Origin of the sequence: Photobacterium sp. DA100, from assembly GCF_029223585.1 — a bacterium.
GTDB lineage: Bacteria > Pseudomonadota > Gammaproteobacteria > Enterobacterales > Vibrionaceae > Photobacterium.
Genome location: NZ_CP119423.1, coordinates 3,612,891 through 3,637,684 on the forward strand (window position 1 = coordinate 3,612,891; position 24,794 = coordinate 3,637,684).

At 55.8% G+C, this 24,794-nt stretch carries 19 protein-coding genes; 17 read left to right on the forward strand and 2 right to left on the reverse strand.

Going from position 1 to position 24,794, the window contains the following annotated elements; genetic code table 11:
* Window positions 1–43: 43 nt before the first annotated feature.
* The 6 genes from PTW35_RS16485 (at window position 44) to PTW35_RS16510 (ending at window position 7,842) form a co-directional block, all read left to right on the forward strand.
* The gene (locus PTW35_RS16485; protein WP_187460033.1) at window positions 44–1,351 is read left to right on the forward strand and encodes an anaerobic C4-dicarboxylate transporter; all 1,308 of its coding nucleotides are present in this window, start codon (window positions 44–46) and stop codon (window positions 1,349–1,351) included.
* A 489-nt stretch (window positions 1,352–1,840) separates the two neighbouring features.
* A complete protein-coding gene (locus tag PTW35_RS16490; RefSeq protein ID WP_281025877.1) occupies window positions 1,841–2,746 on the forward strand; it encodes a LysR family transcriptional regulator in 906 nt (301 codons plus the stop codon).
* A gap of 182 nt (window positions 2,747–2,928) precedes the next feature.
* Window positions 2,929–4,788: a protein-disulfide reductase DsbD gene (locus PTW35_RS16495; protein WP_281027540.1), complete on the forward strand. Its 1,860-nt coding sequence runs from the start codon at window positions 2,929–2,931 to the stop codon at window positions 4,786–4,788.
* 227 nt (window positions 4,789–5,015) lie between these two features.
* On the forward strand, window positions 5,016–5,651 hold the full coding sequence (locus PTW35_RS16500; RefSeq protein WP_039458658.1) for a response regulator transcription factor: 636 nt from the start codon (window positions 5,016–5,018) through the stop codon (window positions 5,649–5,651).
* A gap of 209 nt (window positions 5,652–5,860) precedes the next feature.
* A complete protein-coding gene (locus PTW35_RS16505) occupies window positions 5,861–6,127 on the forward strand; it encodes a DUF4212 domain-containing protein (protein WP_107301506.1) in 267 nt (88 codons plus the stop codon).
* An 11-nt stretch (window positions 6,128–6,138) separates the two neighbouring features.
* A complete protein-coding gene (locus PTW35_RS16510; RefSeq protein WP_281025878.1) occupies window positions 6,139–7,842 on the forward strand; it encodes a sodium:solute symporter family protein in 1,704 nt (567 codons plus the stop codon).
* A gap of 297 nt (window positions 7,843–8,139) precedes the next feature.
* Here the strand turns inward: PTW35_RS16510 and PTW35_RS16515 are convergent, their stop codons facing one another.
* Window positions 8,140–11,604: a PAS-domain containing protein gene (locus PTW35_RS16515; protein ID WP_281025879.1), complete on the reverse strand. Its 3,465-nt coding sequence runs from the start codon at window positions 11,602–11,604 to the stop codon at window positions 8,140–8,142.
* 115 nt (window positions 11,605–11,719) lie between these two features.
* Window positions 11,720–12,904, reverse strand: coding sequence for a 3-phenylpropionate MFS transporter (locus tag PTW35_RS16520; RefSeq protein WP_281025880.1), 1,185 nt, complete (start codon window positions 12,902–12,904; stop codon window positions 11,720–11,722).
* A 217-nt stretch (window positions 12,905–13,121) separates the two neighbouring features.
* On the opposite strand from PTW35_RS16520, the gene PTW35_RS16525 reads away from it, so the two are divergent.
* The 11 genes from PTW35_RS16525 (at window position 13,122) to fis (ending at window position 24,763) form a co-directional block, all read left to right on the forward strand.
* Complete coding sequence (locus PTW35_RS16525) at window positions 13,122–14,924, forward strand: DUF294 nucleotidyltransferase-like domain-containing protein (RefSeq protein ID WP_281025881.1); 1,803 nt, start codon at window positions 13,122–13,124, stop codon at window positions 14,922–14,924.
* A 24-nt stretch (window positions 14,925–14,948) separates the two neighbouring features.
* Window positions 14,949–15,578 (forward strand): 3'-5' exonuclease, encoded by a 630-nt coding sequence (locus PTW35_RS16530; RefSeq protein WP_281027541.1) that lies wholly within the window; start codon window positions 14,949–14,951, stop codon window positions 15,576–15,578.
* Window positions 15,579–15,833: 255 nt separating this feature from the next.
* On the forward strand, window positions 15,834–17,783 hold the full coding sequence (acs, locus tag PTW35_RS16535) for an acetate--CoA ligase (RefSeq protein ID WP_281025882.1): 1,950 nt from the start codon (window positions 15,834–15,836) through the stop codon (window positions 17,781–17,783).
* Window positions 17,784–18,134: 351 nt separating this feature from the next.
* On the forward strand, window positions 18,135–18,590 hold the full coding sequence (aroQ, locus tag PTW35_RS16540; protein ID WP_281025883.1) for a type II 3-dehydroquinate dehydratase: 456 nt from the start codon (window positions 18,135–18,137) through the stop codon (window positions 18,588–18,590).
* Between the two features lie 19 nt (window positions 18,591–18,609).
* Window positions 18,610–19,065 (forward strand): acetyl-CoA carboxylase biotin carboxyl carrier protein, encoded by a 456-nt coding sequence (accB, locus tag PTW35_RS16545; RefSeq protein ID WP_281025884.1) that lies wholly within the window; start codon window positions 18,610–18,612, stop codon window positions 19,063–19,065.
* 12 nt (window positions 19,066–19,077) lie between these two features.
* Window positions 19,078–20,421, forward strand: a complete 1,344-nt coding sequence (gene accC, locus PTW35_RS16550) for an acetyl-CoA carboxylase biotin carboxylase subunit (protein ID WP_044622077.1) — start codon at window positions 19,078–19,080, stop codon at window positions 20,419–20,421.
* Window positions 20,422–20,606: 185 nt separating this feature from the next.
* Complete coding sequence (locus tag PTW35_RS16555; protein WP_281025885.1) at window positions 20,607–20,888, forward strand: YhdT family protein; 282 nt, start codon at window positions 20,607–20,609, stop codon at window positions 20,886–20,888.
* Window positions 20,881–22,338, forward strand: a complete 1,458-nt coding sequence (gene panF / locus PTW35_RS16560; protein WP_281027542.1) for a sodium/pantothenate symporter — start codon at window positions 20,881–20,883, stop codon at window positions 22,336–22,338. The genes PTW35_RS16555 and panF overlap by 8 nt, the downstream gene beginning before the upstream one ends.
* A 106-nt stretch (window positions 22,339–22,444) precedes the next feature.
* On the forward strand, window positions 22,445–23,329 hold the full coding sequence (gene prmA, locus PTW35_RS16565) for a 50S ribosomal protein L11 methyltransferase (protein WP_281025886.1): 885 nt from the start codon (window positions 22,445–22,447) through the stop codon (window positions 23,327–23,329).
* 149 nt (window positions 23,330–23,478) lie between these two features.
* On the forward strand, window positions 23,479–24,444 hold the full coding sequence (gene dusB / locus PTW35_RS16570) for a tRNA dihydrouridine synthase DusB (RefSeq protein WP_281027543.1): 966 nt from the start codon (window positions 23,479–23,481) through the stop codon (window positions 24,442–24,444).
* A 22-nt stretch (window positions 24,445–24,466) separates the two neighbouring features.
* Window positions 24,467–24,763 (forward strand): DNA-binding transcriptional regulator Fis, encoded by a 297-nt coding sequence (fis, locus tag PTW35_RS16575; protein ID WP_005372656.1) that lies wholly within the window; start codon window positions 24,467–24,469, stop codon window positions 24,761–24,763.
* The last annotated feature ends 31 nt before the right edge of the window (window positions 24,764–24,794 follow it).

Consider the following 24,794-nt stretch of genomic DNA (forward strand, 5'->3'; position numbering starts at 1 on the left):
GATTTCCCCCTTTTATTTTTAAACTTTAAGACAGGACAATCATATGGTTGGTGTAGAACTATTAGTCGTTCTCGCGTTCATTTTCTTGGGCGCCCGAATTGGTGGTATTGGTATTGGTCTGGCGGGTGGCGCCGGTGTTATCGTGCTTTCCCTGCTGTTGGGGATGCCAACAAGCCAAAGCTATATCCCAATTGACGTAATCCTTATCATCATGTCTGTTATCACTGCGATCGCTGCTATGCAGGTTGCCGGTGGTATGGATTGGCTGGTTGAACTAGCCGAAAACTTCCTGCGTAAGAACCCTAAGCGTATTACTTTCTACGCACCTATCGTGACTTACCTGATGACCCTCATGGCAGGTACTGGTCACACGGCGTTCTCAACGCTTCCAGTTATCGCTGAAGTAGCTAAAGAGCAAGGTATCCGTCCTTCACGTCCGCTATCTATCGCTGTTGTTGCTTCTCAAATCGCGATCACCGCATCGCCTATCTCCGCAGCGGTTGTTTTCTTCTCTGGCATTCTTGAACCGCTCGGAGTGGGCTACCTAACCCTGCTGGCTATCTGTATCCCAACAACCTTCATTGCTTGTATGGTTGGTGCATTCGTCGCTAACTTCCTAGGCTGTGAGCTAAAAGATGACGTTGTTTACCAAGAGCGTCTGGAAAAAGGCCTTATCAAGCTACAGGGTTCAACCAAGCGTGAAATCCCAGCGTCAGCGAAGAAAGCAACCTTCATCTTCTTGGGTGCAATTCTAATCGTTGTTGCTTACGCAGCGGCTATCTCAGGCTCTGTTGGCCTGATCGAGAACCCAGCGCTTGGTCGTAACGAAGCGATCATGACCTTCATGCTAGCGGCAGCAGCGGCTATCGTGTTCACTACTGGTATCGATGCAGCGAAAATCCCAGCGGCACCAACATTCCGCTCTGGTATGACTGCATGTGTGTGTGTTCTGGGTGTGGCATGGCTTGGTTCTACGTTCGTTAACGGCCACGTTGACGGCATCAAAGAAGTGGCAGGCTCTCTACTGAGCGACTACCCATGGATGCTAGCACTGGTTCTGTTCTTTGCTTCTATGCTGCTTTACTCTCAGGGCGCAACCACTACCGCGCTAATGCCTGCTGCATTGGCTATCGGTGTTGCTCCGCTGACCGCTATCGCTTCTTTCGCGGCAGTAAGTGCGCTATTCGTACTACCAACTTACCCAACGCTACTTGCAGCCGTTGAGATGGATGACACAGGCTCTACCCGTATCGGTAACCTAGTCTTCAACCACCCATTCTTTATCCCGGGTGTGGTTACTATCGCAACGTCGGTGGCGCTAGGCTTCGTATTCGGTGGCATCATCCTGTAATTAAGGATAATTGCTCCCTATCAAGGTCGCCTACGGGCGGCCTTTTTTATTGGCTTGAGGCTTGAGGCTTGAGGCTTGAGGCTTGAGGCTTGAGGCTTGAGGCTTGAGGCTTGAGGCTTGAGGCTTGAGGCTTGAGCAAGAAAACGACATGACATTGCTCGGCAATACAACAGGATTATCTGCGACTAAGACAGAATAAGTCACAATAAGATACGGTTTGGAAAACTTGGTTCAGGGTTTGAACCGAGAAGAAAGGTTAGAATGGTAATTAATGTCTCCGCCCCGTCCTAGGGCGAAGACTGAGAGCAGATACGGATTCCCGACGTATTTGCTCATTCCGGTGGTGATGTCAATCCCAACATCCCGACCGGATTCATGTCTCATTTTGCTACAGAGCAGGCCAAGACAGGAAAGCCTGCCCGCTAATAGTAGCCATTGAGGCCACTTGGTGATAGAGGTAAAAGTGTTATGCAGCGATGCAAAAATGGTATGAAGTTAGATGACCTGCGCACCCTGATAGCGATTGCCCAACACGGAAGTTTCAGAGCAGCCGCCAGTGCATTAGATGTTCCCCCCACCACCCTGAGCCGGCGGCTCCAGCGGCTGGAAGATACCCTCGGCAGCCAACTGGTGATCCGAGACAGCCGCAATGTTTCCCTGACGCCACTCGGCAGGAGTTATTTCGAACGCTGCCACCCCCTGCTGGCGCAGCTCGAAGCGGCGACCACGGAGCTGCTCGACAGCAGCCAAAACGAACCGCAGGGCGCGTTGCGCATTTCCGCGCCGGTTGGCCTGCTCACGTACCGGCTAATGCCGCTGTTTAACCAGTTTCTGGCCCAGTACCCAGCGATCACCCTGTCGCTGACCCACCTGTCCAACCAGCACCATGACTACAGCCCCGAGCAGTACGACGTGGTCTTCCGGGTCGGCCAGCAACCGGACTCCAGTTTCGCCGCGGCCAATATTGGTGAATCCCAACGGGTTCTGGTCGCCAGCCCAGCCTACCTCGCCAGCCATGGCGCACCGGCCCATCCCGACGAGCTCAACGAGCACGCCCGCTTGGCCAGCGTGCCTGAGTTTGAGTGGGCACTAACCAACAAGCAGAACAACCAAGATACCATCTGGATAAACTCGCCGGTCAAAATGGCGATTGCGGATCTCAACAGTATCAAGCAAGCGGCTATCCAGGGACTGGGGATTGCGTGCTTACCCAACTATGTAGTGGCCGATGCCCTTGCCTCCGGACAGCTCTCGACCATGATGGATAACTGGTACTCGCCACCGCGCCCGATATACATGCTCTACCAGCGCTTGGGCTATGTCCCTGCCCATATCCAGATCTTCACCGATTTCATGCGTGATGCACTCAACAACAGTCAGCTAGCAACCAAATGAAACCAAACACTGATTAACTCGGTCTGACAGAGTATAGTTAGTTCATGGCGCACGATGTTACCGGCCGAAGCCGAGGCTATTGCCTGCAACCTATCACAAGGTTACCCAACAGTGGCGCCAAACTTGCTGTTCTTTCCCGGCCAACCCGCTTGGCTGGGCAACTCATAGACGAGCCAGAACCAATGACATTATTACAACGAATCCATTGCGCGGCAGGCCGGTTAGCTTCAGCCCGGAGCCTATCTCTACTTGCCTTGCTCAGCCTGCTGGTGATAAGCCTCCCCGCCTCGGCACTGAAGCTGCCGGGCTTTGACACTACCCCCAACACCTTTGTGACCGTCGATGAAGCCTTCCGCTTCAACTTCACCCAGCAGGGCGACCGGGTCTACCTCGACTGGCAGATCAAACCCGGTTACTACCTCTACCAGCACCAGCTCTCGGTGAGCTCGGACGCGGCCACGATCGGCAGCATCGACATCCCAGCCGGCAAGCCCTACCACGATGAGTTCTTCGGTGAAGTCAACATCTACACCGAGCCGCTCACCCTGACCGTACCGATACAACAAGCCAACAACGATGACATTCTAACCGTTCGCTATCAGGGCTGTGCCGAAGCCGGCTTCTGCTACCCGCCGGAAATCCGCCAAGTGCCGCTCAGCGCTGTCGCAACAGGCGCGAGTACCACCCGGCAGGATCCCGTGAACCCGCCGATTGCATCGGTAACGAATGAAAATAAAGTAAGTGCCTACTCCCCCCCAGCAACCAGTGCTCCAGCGTCAACGCAAGACAGGCTAGCCAGCGATCTGGCCGAGCAGTGGTGGACCCCGCTGGTGTTTCTGGCGCTGGGGATCGGCCTGGCCTTTACCCCCTGTGTGCTGCCGATGTATCCGATCCTGAGCGGTATCGTTCTCGGTAACGGCCAGCTCAGCCACGGCCGTGCCTTCCGCCTTGCTTTTATCTACGTCCAGGGAATGGCGCTGACCTATACCCTGCTCGGGCTGGTGGTTGCCTCTGCCGGTATGCAGTTCCAGGCCGCCCTGCAGCATCCGTATATCCTAATTGGCCTTAGTGTGCTATTCGTCGCGCTGGCGATGTCGATGTTCGGCATGTATACCCTGCAATTGCCGAGCAGCGTCCAGACCTGGCTCAACGGCCTGAGCAACAAGCAGCAAGGCGGACGCAGTGGCGGGGTATTTGCCATGGGGGCGATATCCGGGTTGGTATGCTCCCCATGCACCACCGCGCCGCTTTCCGGAGCGCTGATCTACGTCGCCCAGAGCGGCGACTTGCTAACCGGGGCCGTGGCGCTCTATGCCTTGGCAATCGGCATGGGGATCCCGCTCATTCTTGCCGCGATGTTCGGCAACAAGCTACTACCAAAAGCGGGCAACTGGATGAACCACGTTAAGGCGTTTTTCGGTTTTGTCCTGCTGGCGGTACCGCTATTCCTGCTCGAGCGCATCCTGCCGAGTTACCTGATGCCCTACCTGTGGTCGCTGCTCGGCATTGCCGCCTTTGGCTGGCTCTACCATGTCAAAAATACCCTGGCGGTATCGTGGCGCAGCAGCACCCTGGCGGTCGTGGCGATTGTCGGCTTGTTTATCTCGGTCCAGCCGCTCTACCTCATGCTAACAGGCTCCACGGCGCGCATGGCCACGGAGCAGGCCGTCAGCGTCGAATTCAAGCGCATCAGCAACATCGATGACCTGACCCTAGCCCTCGAGGAAGCCAAGGCCCAACAACGCCCGGTCATGCTGGATTTTTACGCCGACTGGTGTGTGGCTTGCAAGGAGTTTGAGAAATACACCTTCCATGATCCGGCGGTTGCCAAACAGCTTGGTAACTTCATCCTGCTCCAGGCCGATGTCACCCAGAGCTCTGCGGCAGATTTCGAATTGCTGCAGGCGATGGATGTGCTCGGCCTGCCAACCTTGGATTTCTGGGATAGCAATGGCAACCGGATGGAAGGCGCACGCCTGACCGGCTTTATGAAAGCCGAACCCTTCCTCGCTCATTTGGCCAGCCACCAGCTGACCCGTTAGGCATTCACCCCACGCGGCGCGGGTTTTCCTCCGATGGAACTCGCGCGCCGGTTCTCCTTGATCCCGCTTCATTAGCCGTACTTTCGCGCCCCGATCTCCCGCATTACACCGCCGAATTACACCGCACCGACACGCAGGTCTGATCCAGTTCAGATCTTGAGTGTTAACAAATTGATCTACTCCAGAACCAGTGATAGCGTTATTAAAAACAACAAGATGTGATTGCCATGGACGCCCAGTACACAATCGTGATTGCCGATGACCACCCGCTGTTCCGTAATGCACTGTTTCAATCGGTGCATATGGCGATCAGCGGTGCCAACCTGCTCGAAGCCGATTCACTCGACAGCCTGCTCACCCTGCTCGACAAAGAGGACGATGTCGACCTGCTCCTGCTCGATCTCAAGATGCCCGGTGCCAACGGGATGTCAGGACTGATCCAGCTCCGCAGCCAATATCCCGATCTGCCGATTGTGGTCATTTCCGCCAGCGAAGAAGCCAGCGTGATCCGCCAGGTGCGCAGCCACGGGGCATTTGGCTTTATCCCCAAGTCCAGTGATATGCGGGCGCTGATCAGCTCGCTCAACCAAGTGCTCGATGGCGAGCCGGTATTTCCCGAAGGGCTGGGCGAAGACAACGAAGAGCTGACCGAGCTGACGGATAAAATCGCCGCCCTCACCCCACAACAATACAAGGTACTGGGGATGCTCTCCGACGGCCTGCTCAACAAGCAGATCGCCTATGAGCTCAATGTCTCAGAAGCCACGATCAAGGCCCATATGACCGCCATATTCCGCAAGCTCGGGGTAAAGAACCGTACCCAGGCGGTCATTTTGCTGCAGCAGATGGATATCAACCCATAATTTTTTCACTGCCCCGTTAGACTTTCGGCTAACGCAACATTTTTACAACATCCTCAATTTCCGCCTGAGTTCACAAAATCGCTGCCAAGTCAGCGATTTTGCCGTTTTTCCCTCGACTAAAGTTGCACTGTTTCCTTGACCATTCATTGCTATTGTCAATGCGTAACATTTCATTAACGTGATTTATGACGACGTGAAAGGAGAAGGCAATGGCGTTCGAATCAACAGAACATGCTCAAGCCTACTGGAAGGAAAACTTGGGAATTATGGGCACACTGCTGGCCATCTGGTTTGTGGTGTCTTATGGCGCGGGGATCTTATTTGTCGATGCCCTCAACACCATTCAACTGGGTGGTTTCAAACTTGGGTTTTGGTTTGCCCAACAAGGGTCGATATACACCTTTGTTGCCCTGATATTTGTCTACGTAGCGCGAATGAATGCGCTCGACAAGAAATACAACGTACAGGAAGACTAGGGGTTTAGAACATGGATATTCAAACTTGGACGTTTATTCTCGTCGGCATCACATTCGCTCTCTACATCGGTATCGCGGTCTGGGCCCGCGCCGGGTCAACCAGTGAGTTCTACGTCGCCGGTGGCGGTGTCCACCCAGTGGCAAACGGCATGGCCACTGCGGCTGACTGGATGTCGGCGGCCTCATTCATCTCGATGGCCGGTATTATCTCCTTTGTCGGTTACGACGGTGCGGTATACCTGATGGGCTGGACCGGGGGATACGTGCTACTGGCACTCTGCCTGGCACCTTACCTACGCAAATTTGGCCAGTTCACCGTGCCTGATTTCATCGGTGAGCGCTACTACTCCAAAACCGCGCGTATGGTGGCGGTCTTCTGTGCCATCTTCGTTTCTTTTACCTATGTCGCAGGCCAGATGCGTGGCGTGGGCGTGGTGTTCTCCCGCTTCCTCGAGGTGGATATCAACCTGGGCATCATCATCGGTATGGGGATTGTGTTCTTCTACGCTGTACTGGGTGGCATGAAAGGCATCACTTATACGCAGGTGGCTCAATTCTGTGTGCTCATTTTCGCCTTCCTTGTCCCGGCTATCTTCACCTCGATCATGATGACCGGCAACCCGTTCCCACAGATTGGTATGGGGTCAACGATCTCGGGCACCGATGTCTATCTGTTGGATAAACTGGACGGCTTGACCGAAGAACTCGGGTTTACCGCCTATACCGAAGGCAACAAGAGCATGGTGGATGTGTTCTTCATCTGTGCCGCCCTGATGGTCGGTACCGCAGGCCTGCCACACGTTATCATCCGTTTCTTCACGGTACCGAAAGTCCGCGATGCGCGCATCTCGGCTGGCTGGGCATTGCTGTTCATCTCATTGCTGTACACTACCGCACCAGGTGTTGCCGCCTTTGCCCGTGTCAACATGATTGAAACCATCAACGGACCTGACATGCAGGGTGTTGCCGCCGCAGATGCACCAAGCTGGTACAAAAACTGGGAAAGCACTGGCCTGGTAAGCTGGGAAGACAAGAACGGCGACGGCAAGATGTTCTACTCGGGCGATGAGCGCAACGAAATGACTATCAACCGAGACATCATCGTACTGGCATCTCCTGAGCTGGCGAAATTGCCAAACTGGGTAGTGGCATTACTGGCAGCGGGTGGCCTAGCAGCCGCGCTATCAACCGCAGCCGGTCTACTGCTGGTGATCTCGACCTCGATATCCCATGACTTACTGAAGAAAGGCTTCAAGCCCAATATGACCGACAAGCAGGAGCTGCTCGCCGCACGTGTCGCAGCCATTGTCGCCATCGTGGGTGCGGGTTACCTGGGTATCAATCCGCCGGGCTTCGTGGCACAGGTTGTCGCCTTCGCCTTCGGCTTGGCCGCTGCCTCCTTCTTCCCGGCGATCATCCTTGGTATCTTCTACAAGAAGATGAACAAGGAAGGGGCCATTGCCGGTATGCTGACAGGTATCGCCTTCACAGCCAGCTACATCATCTACTTCAAGTTCATCAACCCAGCGGCAAGCACCCCGGAAAACTGGTGGTTCGGTATCAGCCCTGAGGGGATCGGTACACTGGGTATGTGTGTGAACTTCGTGGTCTCGATTGTAGTGAACAAGTTCACGGCTGAAGTACCAAACGAAGTACAGGATATGGTGGAGTCCATCCGTTACCCGAAAGGTGCCGGTGCCGCCCACGACCACTAATCAAACAGACTGAAAAATAGATGAAAACGGAGCCTATACGGCTCCGTTTTTTTCGAACATAAAAGGCATGCCAAAGAGTGATAATTTCAAAAATACATAAAGACATCCCTGTCGCTCCGGCCTGGAATGCCAGCCCAGTGCCTACCTGCAGATAGGTTTTGAAATCCCCCCCTCTATGTTGTTTCTTGATTTAGAGCCACTAGATCTTCAAAACAATGCCTTGTCTATAAGCTTATAAATTCTCGCTGAACCTGCCTCTTGAAGTAGCTTGGGTATAACATGCAATTAAGACTACATCTAATAAGCACGCGCTTTTTGGTGCTGGTTGAGCAGCGCCCGCAGCTTGAGCGGCTTGACCGGCTTGCTGATGAAACTAAAGCCGTGCCCCTCAATCATCGCCTTGGTCTCCTCGGTTCGGTCCGCACTGATCACCGCGCCGCGGAAACACTTCCCGAGCTTCAGGGTGCATTGCTGCAAGACCTGCAGGCCGGTTTCACCGCCGGTGAGATGGTAATCACTCAAGATGAAATCGGGCTGCCAGCCATCGCCAAGCTGCTGCATGGCCACGGTCACCGTTTCGGCCAAGCGGATCTCGCAGCCCCAGCGGGCCAGCAAGGTTTCCATCCCCAGCAGGATATCCGGTTCGTTATCCACGCACAGCACCTTGAGGCCGGCCAATGGTGCCTGCGGCTTGGCTGCTGCCTCTGGTTTCTCTGGTACGGAGGCCAATATCCCCCGACGCACCCCAAGTGAAAACACCGTGCCCTTGCCCGGCCATGAGCGCAGCGACAAGGAATGGTCCAGCACCCGGCTGATCCCGCGGGCAATGGCAAGGCCCAACCCCAAACCGTGATCGACACCGCTGCGCTCGATCCGGGTAAATTCATCAAAGATATGGGCCTGCTTTTCCTCGGGAATGCCAGGCCCGTTATCCCACACCTCGACTTGCAGGTGGCTACCACGGCGGCGCACCCCCAACACCACCTTGCCCTTCGGGTTATAACGAAACGCATTGGTGAGAAAGTTCTGCAACGCCCGGCGCAGCAATTTAGGGTCCGAATGGATCACCGCATTGCAGGGAACGACTTCGAAGATGATCCCCTGCTCGCGGGCCAAAGCACCGAACTCGGCACTCAGGGTATCGAGTACCTCGCTGATCCGAAAGGCATAGACATTGACCTGCAGTTTGCCGGACTCCAGTCGGGACACATCCAGCAAATCGCCAATCAAATCTTCCGCCGCGCCGAGAGCGCTTTCGATATGGCGGGCCAGCTTGGCTGCTTCCGACTCTTTGGCCACTTCCGCCAGCGAGGACGAGAACAGCCGGGCGGCATTGAGCGGCTGCATCAAGTCATGGCTGACCGCGGCCAGAAACCGTCCCTTGGAATGGGCCTGCAGTTCAGCTTGCTGGGTTGCACTGACCAGTTGGCGGTTGAGGCGCTCGAGCTCACTGGTTCGCTGACGGACTCGTTCTTCCAGGGTTTCATTAGCTTCCTGCAGGGCTTTCTCGGCATTCCGGAACTCGGTGATATCGGTAAAGCTCATGACAAACCCGCCGCCGGGCATCGGGTTGCCTTGCACTTCAATCACCTGACCATCAGGACGGATGCGCGACGAGGTATGTGCCGTGCCGCGCTGTAGGTGCTCGACCCGCTTGGCGACGTGGCTCTCAGGATCACCCGGACCGCATAATCCTAATTCAGCGTTGTGGCGGATCACATCGGCAATCGGCCTGCCGACCTGAATGAGGCCGGGCGGAAAAGTAAACAATTCCAGGTAGCGCTGGTTCCATGCCACCAGCCGCAGCTGCTTGTCGACCACCGCAATTCCCTGACTGATATGCTCAATTGCCCCCTGCAGCAGGCCGCGGCTGAAATCAAACAGCTCCGATGCCTCGTCGACAATGGTTGCCACTTCCTCCAGCTGCATTTTGCGCCCTTGTAGGGCCGAAGTCAGCACCAGGCGAGCGGAAGAGGCACCGAAGACCCCTGCCAATACCCGTTCGGTATGGCGGATCAGGGTCGCAGATGCCTGCTGCTGTGGCAGCAGGGCTTCATGGCGCTGTTCGCCAAACTGGCGGAAGGCATGGCGGATACGCTTGCGGCCGACAAACCTCGCCGCCAGCATTTCCAGCTCAGCAACGGTAACCCGGGTCTGGTACAGGCTGCTGTCACCACTCTCCGGCAGCGGCGCGCCAACAAATGAGGCCGCTTGCAGTCTTTCTGTCAGGCTAGAGCGAGAAAGTAAGGACACACTAACATAAAGACCGATATTAACCAGCAGGCTCAGCAGCATGCCCCAGTCAACACTAGACAGGTCTCCGAGCAACGGCCAATCCGGTGGCGTGAGCAGCCATAGCAGGATATTGGTTTGCGCCGTACCGGCCAGCATATTGGTCTGCCCCATCATGGTCACGCCCCATACCGCAACCCCGCCCAGCAATCCGGCATAAACACCGTTGCGGTTACCTTCCCGCCAGTAGATCCCGCCCAAGAGTGCTGGGGCGAACTGGGCAATGGCGGCAAAGGACAGCAAGCCGATCGCAGACAGCGAGGGGATCTCACCGAGCGCCTGGTAAAAACCCCAGGCGGCCAGCAGCAGCAGCAAGATCAGCCCCCGGCGAATATTGAGCAGGATCCCCGAAAAGGCATGGTAGTTACGGCCGGAGATGCGCATACGGCGCAGCAGCAACGGCAACACCAAGTCATTAGAGACCATGATGGCCAGAGCGATAGTCGATACGATCACCATCCCGCTGGCGGCCGAGGTTCCGCCCAGAAATGCCAGCAGGGCAATACCTTCCGCACCATGCAGCAGCGGCAAATTGATCACATAAGTATCAGCGGCGATATGAGGCAGCCACACCTGGCCGGCCAGCGCCAGCGGAATGACAAAAATCCCCATCAGCAGCAGGTAGCCCGGGAACACCCAACGCGCCCGATGCAGATCCTGTGCCCTTTCGTTCTCGACTACCGTGGTATGGAACTGGCGCGGCAAGCAGATGATCGCTGCCATAGTGAACAAGGTGTGGATCAGCAAACTGCCGACATGGGGGGTGGCAGGCTGGAGTAACTCGCGGCTGGCCGCTGGCAGATCGGGAATATCAAACAGCAAAGCCACGGCAAACACCCCGACGACCAAGAACGCCACCAGCTTGATAATGGATTCGAACGCTACTGCCATCATCATGCCGCGGTGGTGCTCGGTACTGTCGATATGGCGGGTACCAAACAGCACGGTAAAAACAGCCAAGGCCACCGTCACCACCCAAGCGGTATCGACCGTGCTTTTCCCCTCGGGGTGCGCCATGTCCTGGCCCAATCCCGGAGCAACCAGCTCCAGCCCCATGGTGATCCCGCGCAGCTGCAGGGCGATATACGGCAATATACCGACCACGGCAATCAGCGTGACCAGTACAGCGAGCCCCTGCGACTTCCCGTAACGGGCCGCAATAAAGTCGGCAATGGAGGTAATGTGTTCACGCTTGGCGATCAGGATCAACCTGGCGAGCACCCGCCAGAAGAAAGTGAACACCAAAATCGGCGCGATGTAGATAGGAAGGAAGGACCAGATATTCTGGCTGGCTTGGCCAACCGTGCCGTAAAAGGTCCAGGAGGTGCAGTATACGGCAATCGACAGGCAGTAAATCCACGGCCGCCAACGTGACATCCACTGTTTTTTTCGGTCTCCGTACCAGGCTATCCAGAACAACAGTCCCAGATAGGCCAATGTGACCGGCACGACAATCCATCCCTGTGCCATGTATTATCCCCAACTAATTGAATATATTATGAGCACCAGTGTAACCAAACCACTGGCACTCACCAATCAGCAGGATCACAGTTCTTGGCTGCAGCGTGCTACAACCAAGACTGAATTACTGGTTGTCGGCCACTTCACTCGCTTGGGCAAACTGGCGTCGTGCCTTCGGCTCGACTTTCATCAGCAGCGCCGGGATCCCCATCGCGGCCATCAACCAGAAGATGTTGGCTCCCCACAAACCGTACAGCCAACCACTCAAGGCAGTCATCAATGCCATGAAAGCCCCCATCGGCAGGGCGTTATACAACGCCTGCAAGGCGACCATCTGGTTGCTCTGTGCTTTCTGGATATAACGGATAGTTGCCAGATGGCAAGCGGCGAACGTCACACCGTGCAGAGCCTGAGCTGCGATCAGCAAAGGCAATTCGGTCATACTGGCGGTGATCCCCCAGCGGATCAGCACGCCGACAGCGGCCAGGCGGAACATCCCCACCACTGACCAACCGGCAAAAAGGCGCTTGCTCATGGCAAACACCGCCACTTCCGCCACCACCGAGAAGCTCCACAGATAACCGATCACATCTTCGCTGAAACCCACTTCTTTCCAGTAGATCGCACTGAAGCTGTAATAAGCGGCATGACTGCCCTGCAACAAGGCGATGATGGTCAGAAAGCGAAGGACCGCAGGGTCACGCAGTAACTGCATCAGGGCAGGACGCGGCTGATCGTGGCTGCCCGGATCGGATACCGGCAGGATGGTTGGCTGGCGCATGCCCAGCAGTAGAGACCCGACCAAACCTGCGGCCGCCACCCAAGGGATCACATCCGGGCTGTACTGCGCCGCCAGCAAACCCACCACGGTAGAGCCTGCAATAAAAGCAATCGAGCCCCACAGGCGGGTTCGACCATAGTCGAGGTGGCCTTCTTTGGCGTAGTGGTTGGCCAAGGCGTCCGAGAGCGGCACGATCGGCCCCACCATCATGTTATAAATCACCGTTATGATGGTAAGTGCCCACAAACTTCCGCCACAATAGATATAGGCAATACAGCTGATCAACGCCGCCAAACCAAAGCCGCGCAGGGCAGGAATAAGATGCTCGACTTTATGGATACGCGGGGTAAGCACCAGATTGGCCAGGCAGCGGACACCAAAGCCCAGCCCCAGCAACAAACCGATATTGGAGGCACTCACCCCCAGATGCGCTAGCCACAGCGCCCAGAACGGCAGATACACACCATAATTAAAGAAAAACCCCAGCAGGTACTGCGAGGTCCAACCGTAAGGGCTACTACGAAACATGCCTTGTCCTATCGTACTGAAAAAAACCTGGCCGCTATTATGCCTCCAATGGAACATAGCCCCAATGAAATTATCCGCTCTTTTTCCTTCCCCATTTCGCCTTCTTACCTGACCCTGCTGGGCAACCTTTTCGGCCGATAGTAGACTAAAGTCGTCTGGAGCTTTTGCGCCATCGGGCAGACACTGCATACAGTGCCAATCGATCCGGAGAGCCGCCATGTCCGACAGCTTTGATACCTCCCTGCCCCCCTTTGACCGCCTGAGTAACGAGCAGCAACAACGCCTGGTCGACTCGCTGGATGTAGCCTATTACCGCCACGGGGATATCCTGATCGAAGCCGGCAAACCGAGCGAGCAGCTTTACATCATCATCAAGGGCAGCGTCGAGGAAAGTGCCGCTGACGGCAGTGAAATCTATGCCCACTACACCAGCGATGATCTGTTCGACGTTCGCTCCCAGCTCGAATCAACCTGCCGCCACCGCTATACCGCACTGGAAGATACCCTGTGCTACCTGGTTCCGAAATCGCTGTTTCTCGATCTCTACCGCAGCAACAGCCAGTTCGCGACCTACTTCGATACCAGCCTTGCCCGCCGCCAGCAGTTGCTGGAAGAAGCCCAGCGCCAGCAGAACTTGGCCGAGTTCATCCTGACCCGGGTCGATAGCAGCAATATCCAGCCCTGTCTGATCCTGCCACGAAGCTGCGACTTGTACGCCGCGACCGTGCAGTTGCAGCAGCAGGGCATGGATGCCGCCTTGGTCGAAGCCGGAGACAACCAACCTTACGGCATCATAACCCGCACCAATTTGCTCCATGCCGTCATGCTCGACGATCTGCCCGCCGCCACCGCCATTGGTGACGTCGCTACGAGCCCGGTGATCAGCGTCAGTAAAGGCGACTACCTGTTCAATGCCATGCTGGCGATGACCCGGCACAAGGTCAAGCGAGTGTCGGTCACCGACGGTACCGAGTTGGTCGGGATGCTGGATCTGACCCAGGTACTGAGCCTGTTCTCCACCCACTCCCATGTCCTGACCCTGAGAATCGCCCGCGCCACCACCGTCGAGGAACTGTCGCTAGCGGCCAGCAGCCAGTCCCGGCTGGTGGCGACCCTGTTCAACAACGGCATCCATACCCGTTTCGTGATGGAGCTGATCGCTGCGGTCAATGAGCAAATCATCGAAAAAGCCTTTCGCCTGGTGGTTCCGCAGGCAATGCAGAACCACTGTTGCCTGATCGTGATGGGCTCGGAAGGCCGGGGGGAACAAATTCTCAAAACCGATCAGGACAATGCCCTGATCATCGAAGACGGTGTCGAATGGCCGGGGCTGAGCGAGACCATGGACACCCTGACCCACACCCTGCACCAACTGGGCTACCCGCTCTGCCCAGGCAAGGTGATGGTCAACAATCCCAAATGGGTCAAGCACCAGAGTGAGTGGTTACACACCCTGAAGGAGTTTGCCCGCAAAGGCACCGAGAACGAAATGATGGATTTGGCGATCCTCGCCGACAGCTATGCCGTCGCCGGTAATCCAGGCCTGCTGGCCCCTATCAAGCAACAGCTGCATCGTCAGATGGCCGAGCAAGAGCTACTGCTGACCACCTTCACCCGTCCGGCTTTGCGTTTTAGTGTTCCGTTGTCATTGTTTGGCAAGCTGAAGGCCGGCAAGGATGGGCTGGATATCAAGCGCGGCGGGATCTTCCCTATTGTGCACGGCGTCAGGGCACTGGCGCTAGAGCATAGTATCGAGGCCAACAATACATTCATCCGGCTGGAGCAATTGGCACAGCACAAGGTGCTGGAAACCGAGACCGCCTCCAACCTCAGCGAAGCATTGAAGCTGTTTATCAAACTGCGGCTGCGCCAGCAACTGGATATTCCTGCTGGTGGGTTACAGCAGCATCTCGATGTCGAGCGGCTCAACCGTGCCGACCGTGACTTGCTGCGTCACAGCCTGCATGTGGTGAAAAAGTTTAAGGAATGGCTCGGGTATCACTACCAGATCCGTGACTAGCACCGGCCAAGGAGCAGAATGATGATCAATACCCTTAAACGCTGGTGGTATCGCCACAAATTCAAACATAGCGAGTTCGAGCCGCTGTTTTCCCGCTATCGCGGCACAGAGCTGGTCTCGCTCGACTGCGAGACCACCAGCCTGGATCCGCACAGTGCCGAGCTAGTGACCATTGCCGCGACCCGGATCCTGGATAACCGTATCCTGACCAGCCAGTCTATCCACCTGACCCTGCGGGCTCCGGCCAGCCTCGATGCCGGCTCAGTCGCCATCCACCGCATCCGTCACCAGGATCTCAACCAGGGACTGGAAGAAGGACTGGCACTGGACAAACTACTGGCGTTTATCGGCAACCGGCCCCTGGTTGGCTACCATATCCGTTATGACAAGACGATCCTCGACCGCTACTTCCGCCGCCACTTCGGCTTCCCGCTGCCCAATAAGACCATCGAGGTCAGCCATCTCTACCACGAGCAGCTCGAACGCCAGTTGCCTAATGCCTATTTCGATCTCAGCCTCGAGGCGATCAGCCGCCACCTCGACCTGCCGGTACCGCCGCGCCACGACGCCCTCCAGGATGCGATTGCCGCCGCGATGATCTACGTTCGGCTAAAACACGGCGACCTGCCTCATCCTGTCGCCAGACAAGCGTGATCGCCAACCAAAGAAAGCCTACCAATCAACACCTTACATGGAACACGATGGCGCTTTATCCGCGATAAAGCGCAAATTTTTGACTGCAACGGCACTGCAAAACCGGCCATTTCCCCGCATTTCGCCCGCTCTCATCCTAAAGTCTAATTGAGACCTGCGGCGATCTGTCGGAAGTTATTAATCACGCAAGCTAAAAACCTGCATACAGAATAATCCGGTCCAGAACGGACATTAACGGAACACAAGGAGAAAAGAATGAGTGAGGTTCATGTGTATCCAGTAAACCAGGACATCGCAGCCAACGCCCATGTTACCGACGAGCAGTACCGTGAAATGTACCAGCAGTCTGTGATCAATCCGGAAGGCTTCTGGCGCGAGCACGGCCAAATAGTCGACTGGATCAAGCCATTCAGCCAGGTCAAGAACACCTCGTTCGATACCGGCCACGTCAGCATCAGTTGGTTCCAGGACGGCACCCTCAACGTGTCTGCCAACTGTATTGACCGCCACCTGGCAACCCGCGGCGACCAGCCGGCCATTATCTGGGAAGGCGACGATCCGGCCGATGATGCCACCCTCACTTACAACCAGCTGCATGAACAGGTCTGTCAGTTCGCCAACGCCCTGAAGAGCCAAGGCGTGCGCAAGGGCGATGTGGTTTGCCTTTACATGCCAATGGTTGCCGAAGCCGCTGTAGCCATGCTGGCTTGTACCCGCATTGGTGCGGTCCATACGATTGTATTCGGTGGTTTCTCGCCAGAAGCTCTAGCCGGCCGTATTACCGACTCCAACGCCAAGGTCGTGGTCACGGCTGATGAGGGGATCCGTGGCGGCCGAGCGGTGCCGCTGAAGAAAAATGTCGATGATGCCCTTGCCAACGACGAGGTCACCAGCGTCGAGAAAGTGATTGTGTTCAAGCGCACCGGCGGCAACGTTGAGTGGGACAGCAGCCGTGATGTCTGGTGGCACGAAGCTACGGCCGTTGCATCTTCCCATTGCGAACCAGAAGAAATGAATGCCGAAGATCCGCTGTTCATCCTCTACACCTCGGGCTCAACCGGCAAACCGAAAGGCGTACTGCACACCACCGGCGGCTACCTGGTGTATGCCACCATGACCTTCAAATATGTGTTTGACTACCAGGAAGGCGATATCTACTGGTGTACCGCGGATGTGGGCTGGATCACCGGCCACAGCTACCTGGTTTACGGTCCGCTGGCTAACGGGGCCACCACACTGCTGTTTGAGGGTGTGCCGAACTACCCGTCTACCAGCCGGATGAGCGAAGTGGTCGACAAGCACAACGTCAATATCCTCTATACCGCACCGACGGCAATCCGTGCCCTGATGGCAAAAGGCGACGAGGCCATTGCCGGTACTCAGCGCTCATCACTGCGCATCATGGGGTCGGTCGGCGAGCCAATCAACCCTGAGGCCTGGGAGTGGTACCACCGCACCATCGGTGACAGCCGCTGCCCGATTGTCGATACCTGGTGGCAGACCGAAACCGGCGGTATTTTGATCACCCCGCTACCGGGTGCAACAGCCCTCAAGCCTGGCTCAGCTACCCGCCCGTTCTTCGGGGTACAGCCTGCGCTGGTGGATAACATGGGTAACATTCTCGACGGAGCCACCGAGGGCAACTTAGTGATGATCGACTCCTGGCCGGGCCAAATGCGCACCCTGTGGGGCGATCACGAGCGCTTCGAGCAGACCTACTTCTCGACTTTCAAGGGCATGTACTTTACCGGTGACGGCGCCCGCCGTGACGAAGACGGCTATTACTGGATCACCGGCCGTGTCGATGACGTCCTGAACATTTCCGGCCACCGCATGGGGACCGCGGAAATCGAATCGGCGCTGGTGGCCTTCGACAAGATTGCCGAAGCGGCGATTGTCGGGGTACCGCATGATATCAAGGGGCAGGCGATCTACGCCTATATCACCCTCAACGATGGCGAGATCCCATCCGCCGAGCTGCACAAAGAAGTCAAAGACTGGGTACGCAAAGAGATCGGCCCGATTGCCACCCCTGACTTCCTGCACTGGACCGATGCGCTGCCGAAAACCCGCTCGGGCAAAATCATGCGCCGTATCCTGCGTAAAATTGCCACCGGCGACACGGCGACACTGGGGGATACCTCAACCCTGGCTGACCCAAGCGTGGTAGAGAAGCTGATCGCAGAAAAGCAGAAAGTGCTATAAGTCCTCTGTAAATGAATCAAAGCCGCCCAAGCTTCGCTTGCAGGCGGCTTTTTTGATCCAGTGCCAAAAGTTACACTTCTATCGCAACTAGCTATTGTCACTTGCCCGTGGGTCACGCATAGTGCTAACTGCTAGATTTTCCATTCCCCCCCTCGAACGCCAAATAGCGTACACATGTACAAATTAAAATGTGGTGATTAGACCAGTATTTTGCTGCGATTTGCGGTGAATTCTCTATAATTGCTCATCAAGCATGTTTTGGCAGATAACATCGGAACACAGGGAAGCAATTTTGCAGCTTTTTGCACGTTGCTAGAGTAAAACCTCAAATACAAGTGATATAACGTCAAGATGTCGACCGTTCAACGAATTTTACTGATCAATGGCCCGAACCTGAACCTGCTGGGTTTACGCGAACCGGGACATTACGGCCAGCAATCACTGGCACAGATCGTAACGCACTTAACTGCCAAAGCTACCGAGTTAGGCGTGACGCTAGACCATATCCAATCGAACGCGGAACACGAGATTATCGATGCGATCCACCAAGCCCACGGCACGGTCGATTTTATCCTGATCAATCCGGCTGCCTTTACCCACACCAGTGTCGCGATCCGTGATGCGCTGTTGGGCGTCAGCATCCCGTTCATTGAAATACACCTGTCTAATGTTCATGCCCGGGAACCATTCCGCCACCACTCCTACCTGTCAGACAAGGCTATCGGGGTGATCTGCGGCCTGGGCCCAGATGGTTATGAATTCGCCCTGCAAGCTGCGGTCCGCCGCCTGCAAGCAGACGCCAACTGAACATAAAAGAGAAAGATAAATGGATATTCGTAAAATCAAAAAACTGATTGAGCTAGTAGAAGAATCTGGTATTGCCGAACTGGAAATCTCTGAAGGTGAAGAGTCGGTACGCATCAGCCGTGCTACTGCCCCAGTAGCGGCGCCTGCTCAGGTGATTGCCGCTCCTGCACCAGTTGCAGCACCAGCCGCTCCGGCAGCCGCACCAGCTGCAGAAGCTCCAGCCGCCGCTGCCGCGCCAGCTGGCCATCAGGTTCTATCGCCAATGGTAGGTAGCTTCTACCGCGCGCCTAGCCCAGATGCGAAACCATTTGTTGAAGTCGGCCAGACTGTCAATGTCGGTGATACCCTATGTATCGTCGAAGCAATGAAGATGATGAACCAGATCGAAGCTGACAAAGCCGGTACTGTAGTAGCTATCTTGGCAGAAGACGGCGACGCCGTTGAGTTCGACCAGCCGCTAGTTATCATCGAGTAACCGGGGCCTTTTATGCTAGATAAAATTGTAATTGCCAACCGAGGCGAGATTGCGCTGCGTATCCTGCGCGCATGTAAAGAGCTCGGTATCAAGACGGTTGCGGTGCATTCTACTGCCGACCGCGATCTCAAGCATGTGCTATTGGCTGACGAAGCGATCTGTATTGGTCCGGCAAAAAGTACCGAGAGCTACCTGAACATCCCACGCATCATCAGTGCGGCTGAAATCACTGGCGCGGTGGCAATCCACCCAGGCTATGGCTTCCTGTCTGAAAACGCAGACTTTGCCGAGCAGGTAGAGCGCTCTGGCTTTATTTTCGTTGGCCCGAAAGCCGAGACCATCCGCCTAATGGGTGACAAGGTTTCTGCGATCACCTCGATGAAAAAAGCCGGCGTTCCTTGTGTACCAGGCTCTGACGGTCCACTGGATAACGATGAAGCCAAGAACAAAGCCTTTGCCAAGCGCATCGGCTACCCGGTGATCATCAAGGCATCAGGCGGCGGCGGTGGCCGTGGTATGCGTGTGGTACGCAGCGAAGCTGAGCTGATCGAAGCTATCCAGATGACCCGTGCCGAAGCCAAAGCAGCTTTCAACAACGATATGGTTTACATGGAGAAATTCCTGGAAAACCCACGCCATATCGAAGTTCAGGTACTGGCTGACGGCCAGGGCGGTGCCATCCACCTGGGTGAGCGTGACTGTTCAATGCAGCGTCGCCACCAGAAAGTGGTAGAAGAAGCCCCGGCTCCGGGCATCACCGAGGAAATGCGTAAGTACATCGGTGAGCGCTGTACCCGCGCCTGTATCGAAATCGGCTACCGCGGTGCCGGTACCTTCGAGTTCCTGTACGAGAACGGTGAATTCTACTTCATCGAAATGAACACCCGTATCCAGGTTGAGCACCCAGTGACCGAGATGGTCACCGGCGTTGACCTGATCAAAGAGCAGCTGCGCATCGCCGCGGGTCAGCCACTGTCATACACCCAGGATGACATCAAGATCAAAGGCCACGCGGTTGAGTGCCGTATCAACGCCGAAGATCCTGAGCGCTTCCTGCCTTGCCCAGGCAAAATCGAACGTTTCCACGCGCCTGGCGGCATGGGCGTACGCTGGGAGTCGCACATCTACACCGGCTACAGTGTACCGCCATTCTACGATTCAATGATCGGTAAACTGATCACCTTCGGTGAGAACCGTGACGTGGCGATTGCCCGCATGAAGAATGCGCTTGGCGAGATGATCATCGACGGTATCAAGACCAATGTTCCTCTTCAGCAGGAAATCATGGCAGACGAGAACTTCCAGCACGGTGGAGCCAATATCCACTATCTCGAGAAGAAACTCGGCCTGCAGTAAGGTTGACATCCTCAGTAAAAAGCTGCTTCGGCAGCTTTTTTTATCTCTTTGTATCGCATTTTCGCTCGCTTCCTAGCGCTCCCTGCTAACTTTTGCCACAATAGCCTCCTTAAATTTGTATGAAGAATGAGCAAAGGCGCACCTTCACGCTGCCCCTTCGCTGCCCATCAACCGGAAAAAACACCATGAAAACGCTGTCTGCGCGCTATCGCCAGGCCCACAAAGAAGCCAAATGGGCTGTCGGCCTCGCTCTGGCCTACTTCGCCTGGTGGTATTTCTCGGCCTATGCTTTTGCCCCTAACGGCATAGACGAAAGCCTGCCTACCCTATACTGGGGATTCCCGCTGTGGTTCCTGCTGGCCTGTATTATCGGCCCTGTCCTGTTCACCGTGCTCTGCGGCCTGATGGTGAAGTATATCTACCGCGACATGTCGCTCGAAATCGAGCAGGAGGCAGATGATGAATAGCCAACTGCTGATCCCACTGGTTCTTTACCTGATGGCCGTGTTCGGCCTTGCCATTTACACCCGCCGCCACCGCGACAGTGGCAGCGGCTTTCTCAATGAATATCTGGTCGGCAACCGCAGCATGGGGGGCTTTGTCCTGGCCATGACGCTGGCCGCCACCTATGCCAGTGCCAGCTCGTTCATCGGTGGGCCGGGCGCCGCCTACAAAATGGGCCTCGGCTGGGTACTGCTGGCCATGATCCAGCTGCCGGCCGCCTGGCTGACCCTCGGGGTGCTAGGCAAAAAATTTGCCATCGAGGCTCGCCGGCACAACGCCCTGACGCTGAACGATATTCTCTATGCCCGCTATAAAAACCGCGCGGTGGTGATCTTCGCTTCGCTGGCGCTGCTGCTGGCCTTTTTCGGCACTATGGTGGTGCAGTTTGTCGGCGGCGCACGCCTGCTGCAAACCGTCACCGGCCTGTCCTACCACCACGGGTTGATCCTGTTTGCCGCCACAGTCGGCCTCTACACCACTATCGGCGGCTTCCGCGCCGTGGTCATGACCGACACCGTACAGGGGATCATGATGATCATCGGCACCATTGCCCTACTGGTTGGCATTGTCCACGCTGGCGGCAGCATTGGTGAGATGATGGGGGAACTACACCGTATCGACCCGGCACTGATCACCCCATTCGGCCCTGACAACTTCCTCAGCCAACCTTTCATGCTCAGTTTCTGGGTGCTGGTATGTTTCGGGGTCATCGGCCTACCCCATGCTGCGGTGCGCTGCATGTCCTATAAATCGACAGCCTCTTTGCACAAGGGCATGGTGATCAGCACCGCCATGGTCGCATTCCTGATGCTCGGCATGCACCTAGCCGGTGCGCTGGGCCGAGCCATCGTGCCGGATATTGCCAGCCCAGATCAGATCATGCCGACATTGATGATAACGGTGCTGCCGCCTGTGGTTGCAGGCGTATTCCTTGCCGGGCCAATGGCCGCCATCATGTCGACCATCGACTCCCAGCTGATCCAGGCCTCGGCCACCCTGCTCAAGGATCTGTACCTGAACTACATCAACCCAAATGCGGCCCTGGGGCCGGAGGCGGAAAGCCGACTGCCAAAGCTGTCGCTGTGGGTCACCGGGATCTTCTCGCTGTTGGTCTTTGTCGCGGCCACCAACCCGCCGGATATGATCATCTGGCTCAACCTGCTGGCTTTTGGCGGCATGCAAGCCGTGTTCCTGTGGCCGCTAGTCCTAGGCCTGTACTGGAAAAGGGCATCGGCGACCGGCGCTTTCGCTTCCATGGTCAGCGGGCTGGCCTGCTATATCGCTCTATCCATGCTCAAGCCCGATTTGGGCGGTATCCATGCCATCGTACCCACCTTGGCGATTAGCCTTGTCACCTTCGTTTTAGGGAGCCTAGCAAGGCCAGTTCCGCAGCAGACCCTACAACAGGTTTAAAACAACCTTCAGATAGCACCTTCGGGTGCTATCTTTTTTTTAACTGGCTAAAAATCATGCTAGACTCCGCATCCTTGAATTTAGCTAACCAAAAAGCGAAATAACCATGCCTTGGATTCAAATCAAACTGAACGCGACGGCTGAGAATGCTGAAGCTATCGGCGACATGCTGATGGAAGAGACGGGCGCAGTCTCGGTAACCTTCCTTGATGCCCAGGACACGCCGGTATTCGAACCTCTGCCGGGTGAAACCCGCTTGTGGGGCGATACCGATGTGGTCGGCCTGTACGATGCAGAAACGGATATGAACTTTGTCCTGGAGATGCTCAAGAACAGCCCGCTGATTGCCGACGATTTTGCCCATAAGATCGAGCAGTTGGAAGACAAGGACTGGGAACGCGAATGGATGGACAACTTCCACCCAATGCGCTTTGGCCGCCGCCTGTGGATTTGCCCTAGCTGGCGTGAGGTCCCTGAACCTGACGCAGTAAACGTGATGCTGGATCCGGGCCTGGCGTTCGGGACCGGTACCCACCCGACCACCTCGCTTTGCCTTGAGTGGCTGGACGGCCAGGATCTGGCCGGCAAAACCATTATCGACTTCGGCTGTGGCTCGGGCATCCTGGCGATTGCCGCTCTGAAGCTGGGTGCCAAGAAGGTGATCGGTATCGATATCGACCCTCAGGCGATCCAAGCCTCCCGTGACAACGCCGAGCGCAATGGCGTTGCCGACAACCTCGAGCTGTACCTGCCACAGGATCAGCCAGAAGGGATCCAGGCAGACGTCGTGGTGGCCAACATTCTAGCGGGCCCACTGCGCGAGCTATCGCCGGTGATCAAGAGCCTGGTCAAGGACGGTGGCCTACTGGCTATCTCGGGGGTACTGGAGAGCCAGGCAGAGGATGTCGCAACCTACTACAGCGACGAACTTAAGCTTGACCCAATTGCGGCCCGTGAAGAGTGGTGCCGCATTTCAGGCCACAAAGCATAATCGACTTTTTCCTCTTCGATAAACAGTCAATTGATTGAAAAAAGTACAGTTTTGAAATTCAAAACCTAAATGCTCAATTATTGGCCTTTTCAGAAGGGGAAAAAATGCGTAAAATGCGCGCCCTTACTGGCATAGTCAGGAATAGACGTTTGAAGATCGGTCCTTATCAACTTAACAACCAGCTGATAGTCGCCCCAATGGCAGGTGTGACCGATCGGCCTTTCCGCGAATTGTGCCTGCGCTACGGTGCAGGAATGGCAGTGAGCGAAATGATGTCGTCTAACCCAGACCTGTGGAAAACGTCCAAGTCCCAGAACCGCATGGTACATGAAGGCGAATCAGGGATCCGCTCGGTGCAAATCGCCGGTGCCGATCCTAAATTGATGGCCGAAGCGGCTCAGTTCAGCGTTGAAAACGGTGCGCAAATCATCGATATCAACATGGGCTGCCCCGCCAAAAAGGTCAACAAGCGCCTAGCAGGCTCAGCCCTGCTGCAGTACCCCGAGCTGATCGAAGATATCCTTCGCACAGTGGTCGAGGCAGTCGATGTCCCGGTTACGCTCAAAACCCGTACCGGCTGGGATCTTGAAAACCGAAACTGTGTCGATATTGCCAAACGTGCCGAACAGTGTGGCATTCAGGCGCTGGCTCTTCATGGCCGGACCAAAGCCTGCATGTACAAAGGCGAGGCAGAATACGATTACATCAAGTCAGTGAAAGAAGCGATCTCGATTCCGGTGATTGCGAACGGTGATATCGACTCACCGGAGAAGGCACGCTTTGTACTGGATTACACCGGTGCCGATGGCTTGATGATTGGCCGCCCTGCCCAAGGTCGGCCGTGGATTTTCCAGGAAATCCACCATTACTTAACAACTGGCGAACACCTGCCGGCTCCATCATTCGATGAAGTTGGTAGCATTATGCTGGGCCATGTTCAGGAACTCCACCGCTTCTACGGCGAGTACCTGGGCTTGCGTATCGCGCGCAAGCACGTGGGCTGGTATTTGAAAGAGCATGCCCCAGCAGGTGATTTCCGCCGGACCTTCAACGCAATCGAGGATGCCCAACAGCAACTCGATGCGCTGCAAGGCTACTTCGACAACGTTGCATAAATACGAGAAGAGCTTACAGAATATGTTCGAACAAAATCTGACTTCCGAAGCATTGACAGTAACCACTGTTACTTCACAGGACCAAATCACACAGAAGCCACTTCGTGACTCTGTTAAGGCGTCACTGAAAAACTACCTGGCTCAACTAAACGGTCAGGAAGTCGATGATCTGTACGAGCTAGTGCTTGCTGAAGTTGAGCAGCCACTGCTGGACACCATCATGCAGTACACCCGCGGTAACCAAACCCGCGCGGCAACTATGATGGGTATCAACCGCGGTACTCTTCGCAAGAAACTGAAAAAATACGGCATGAACTAAGCCGCTTTCGGTTCTCTGATTGAAAAAAGCC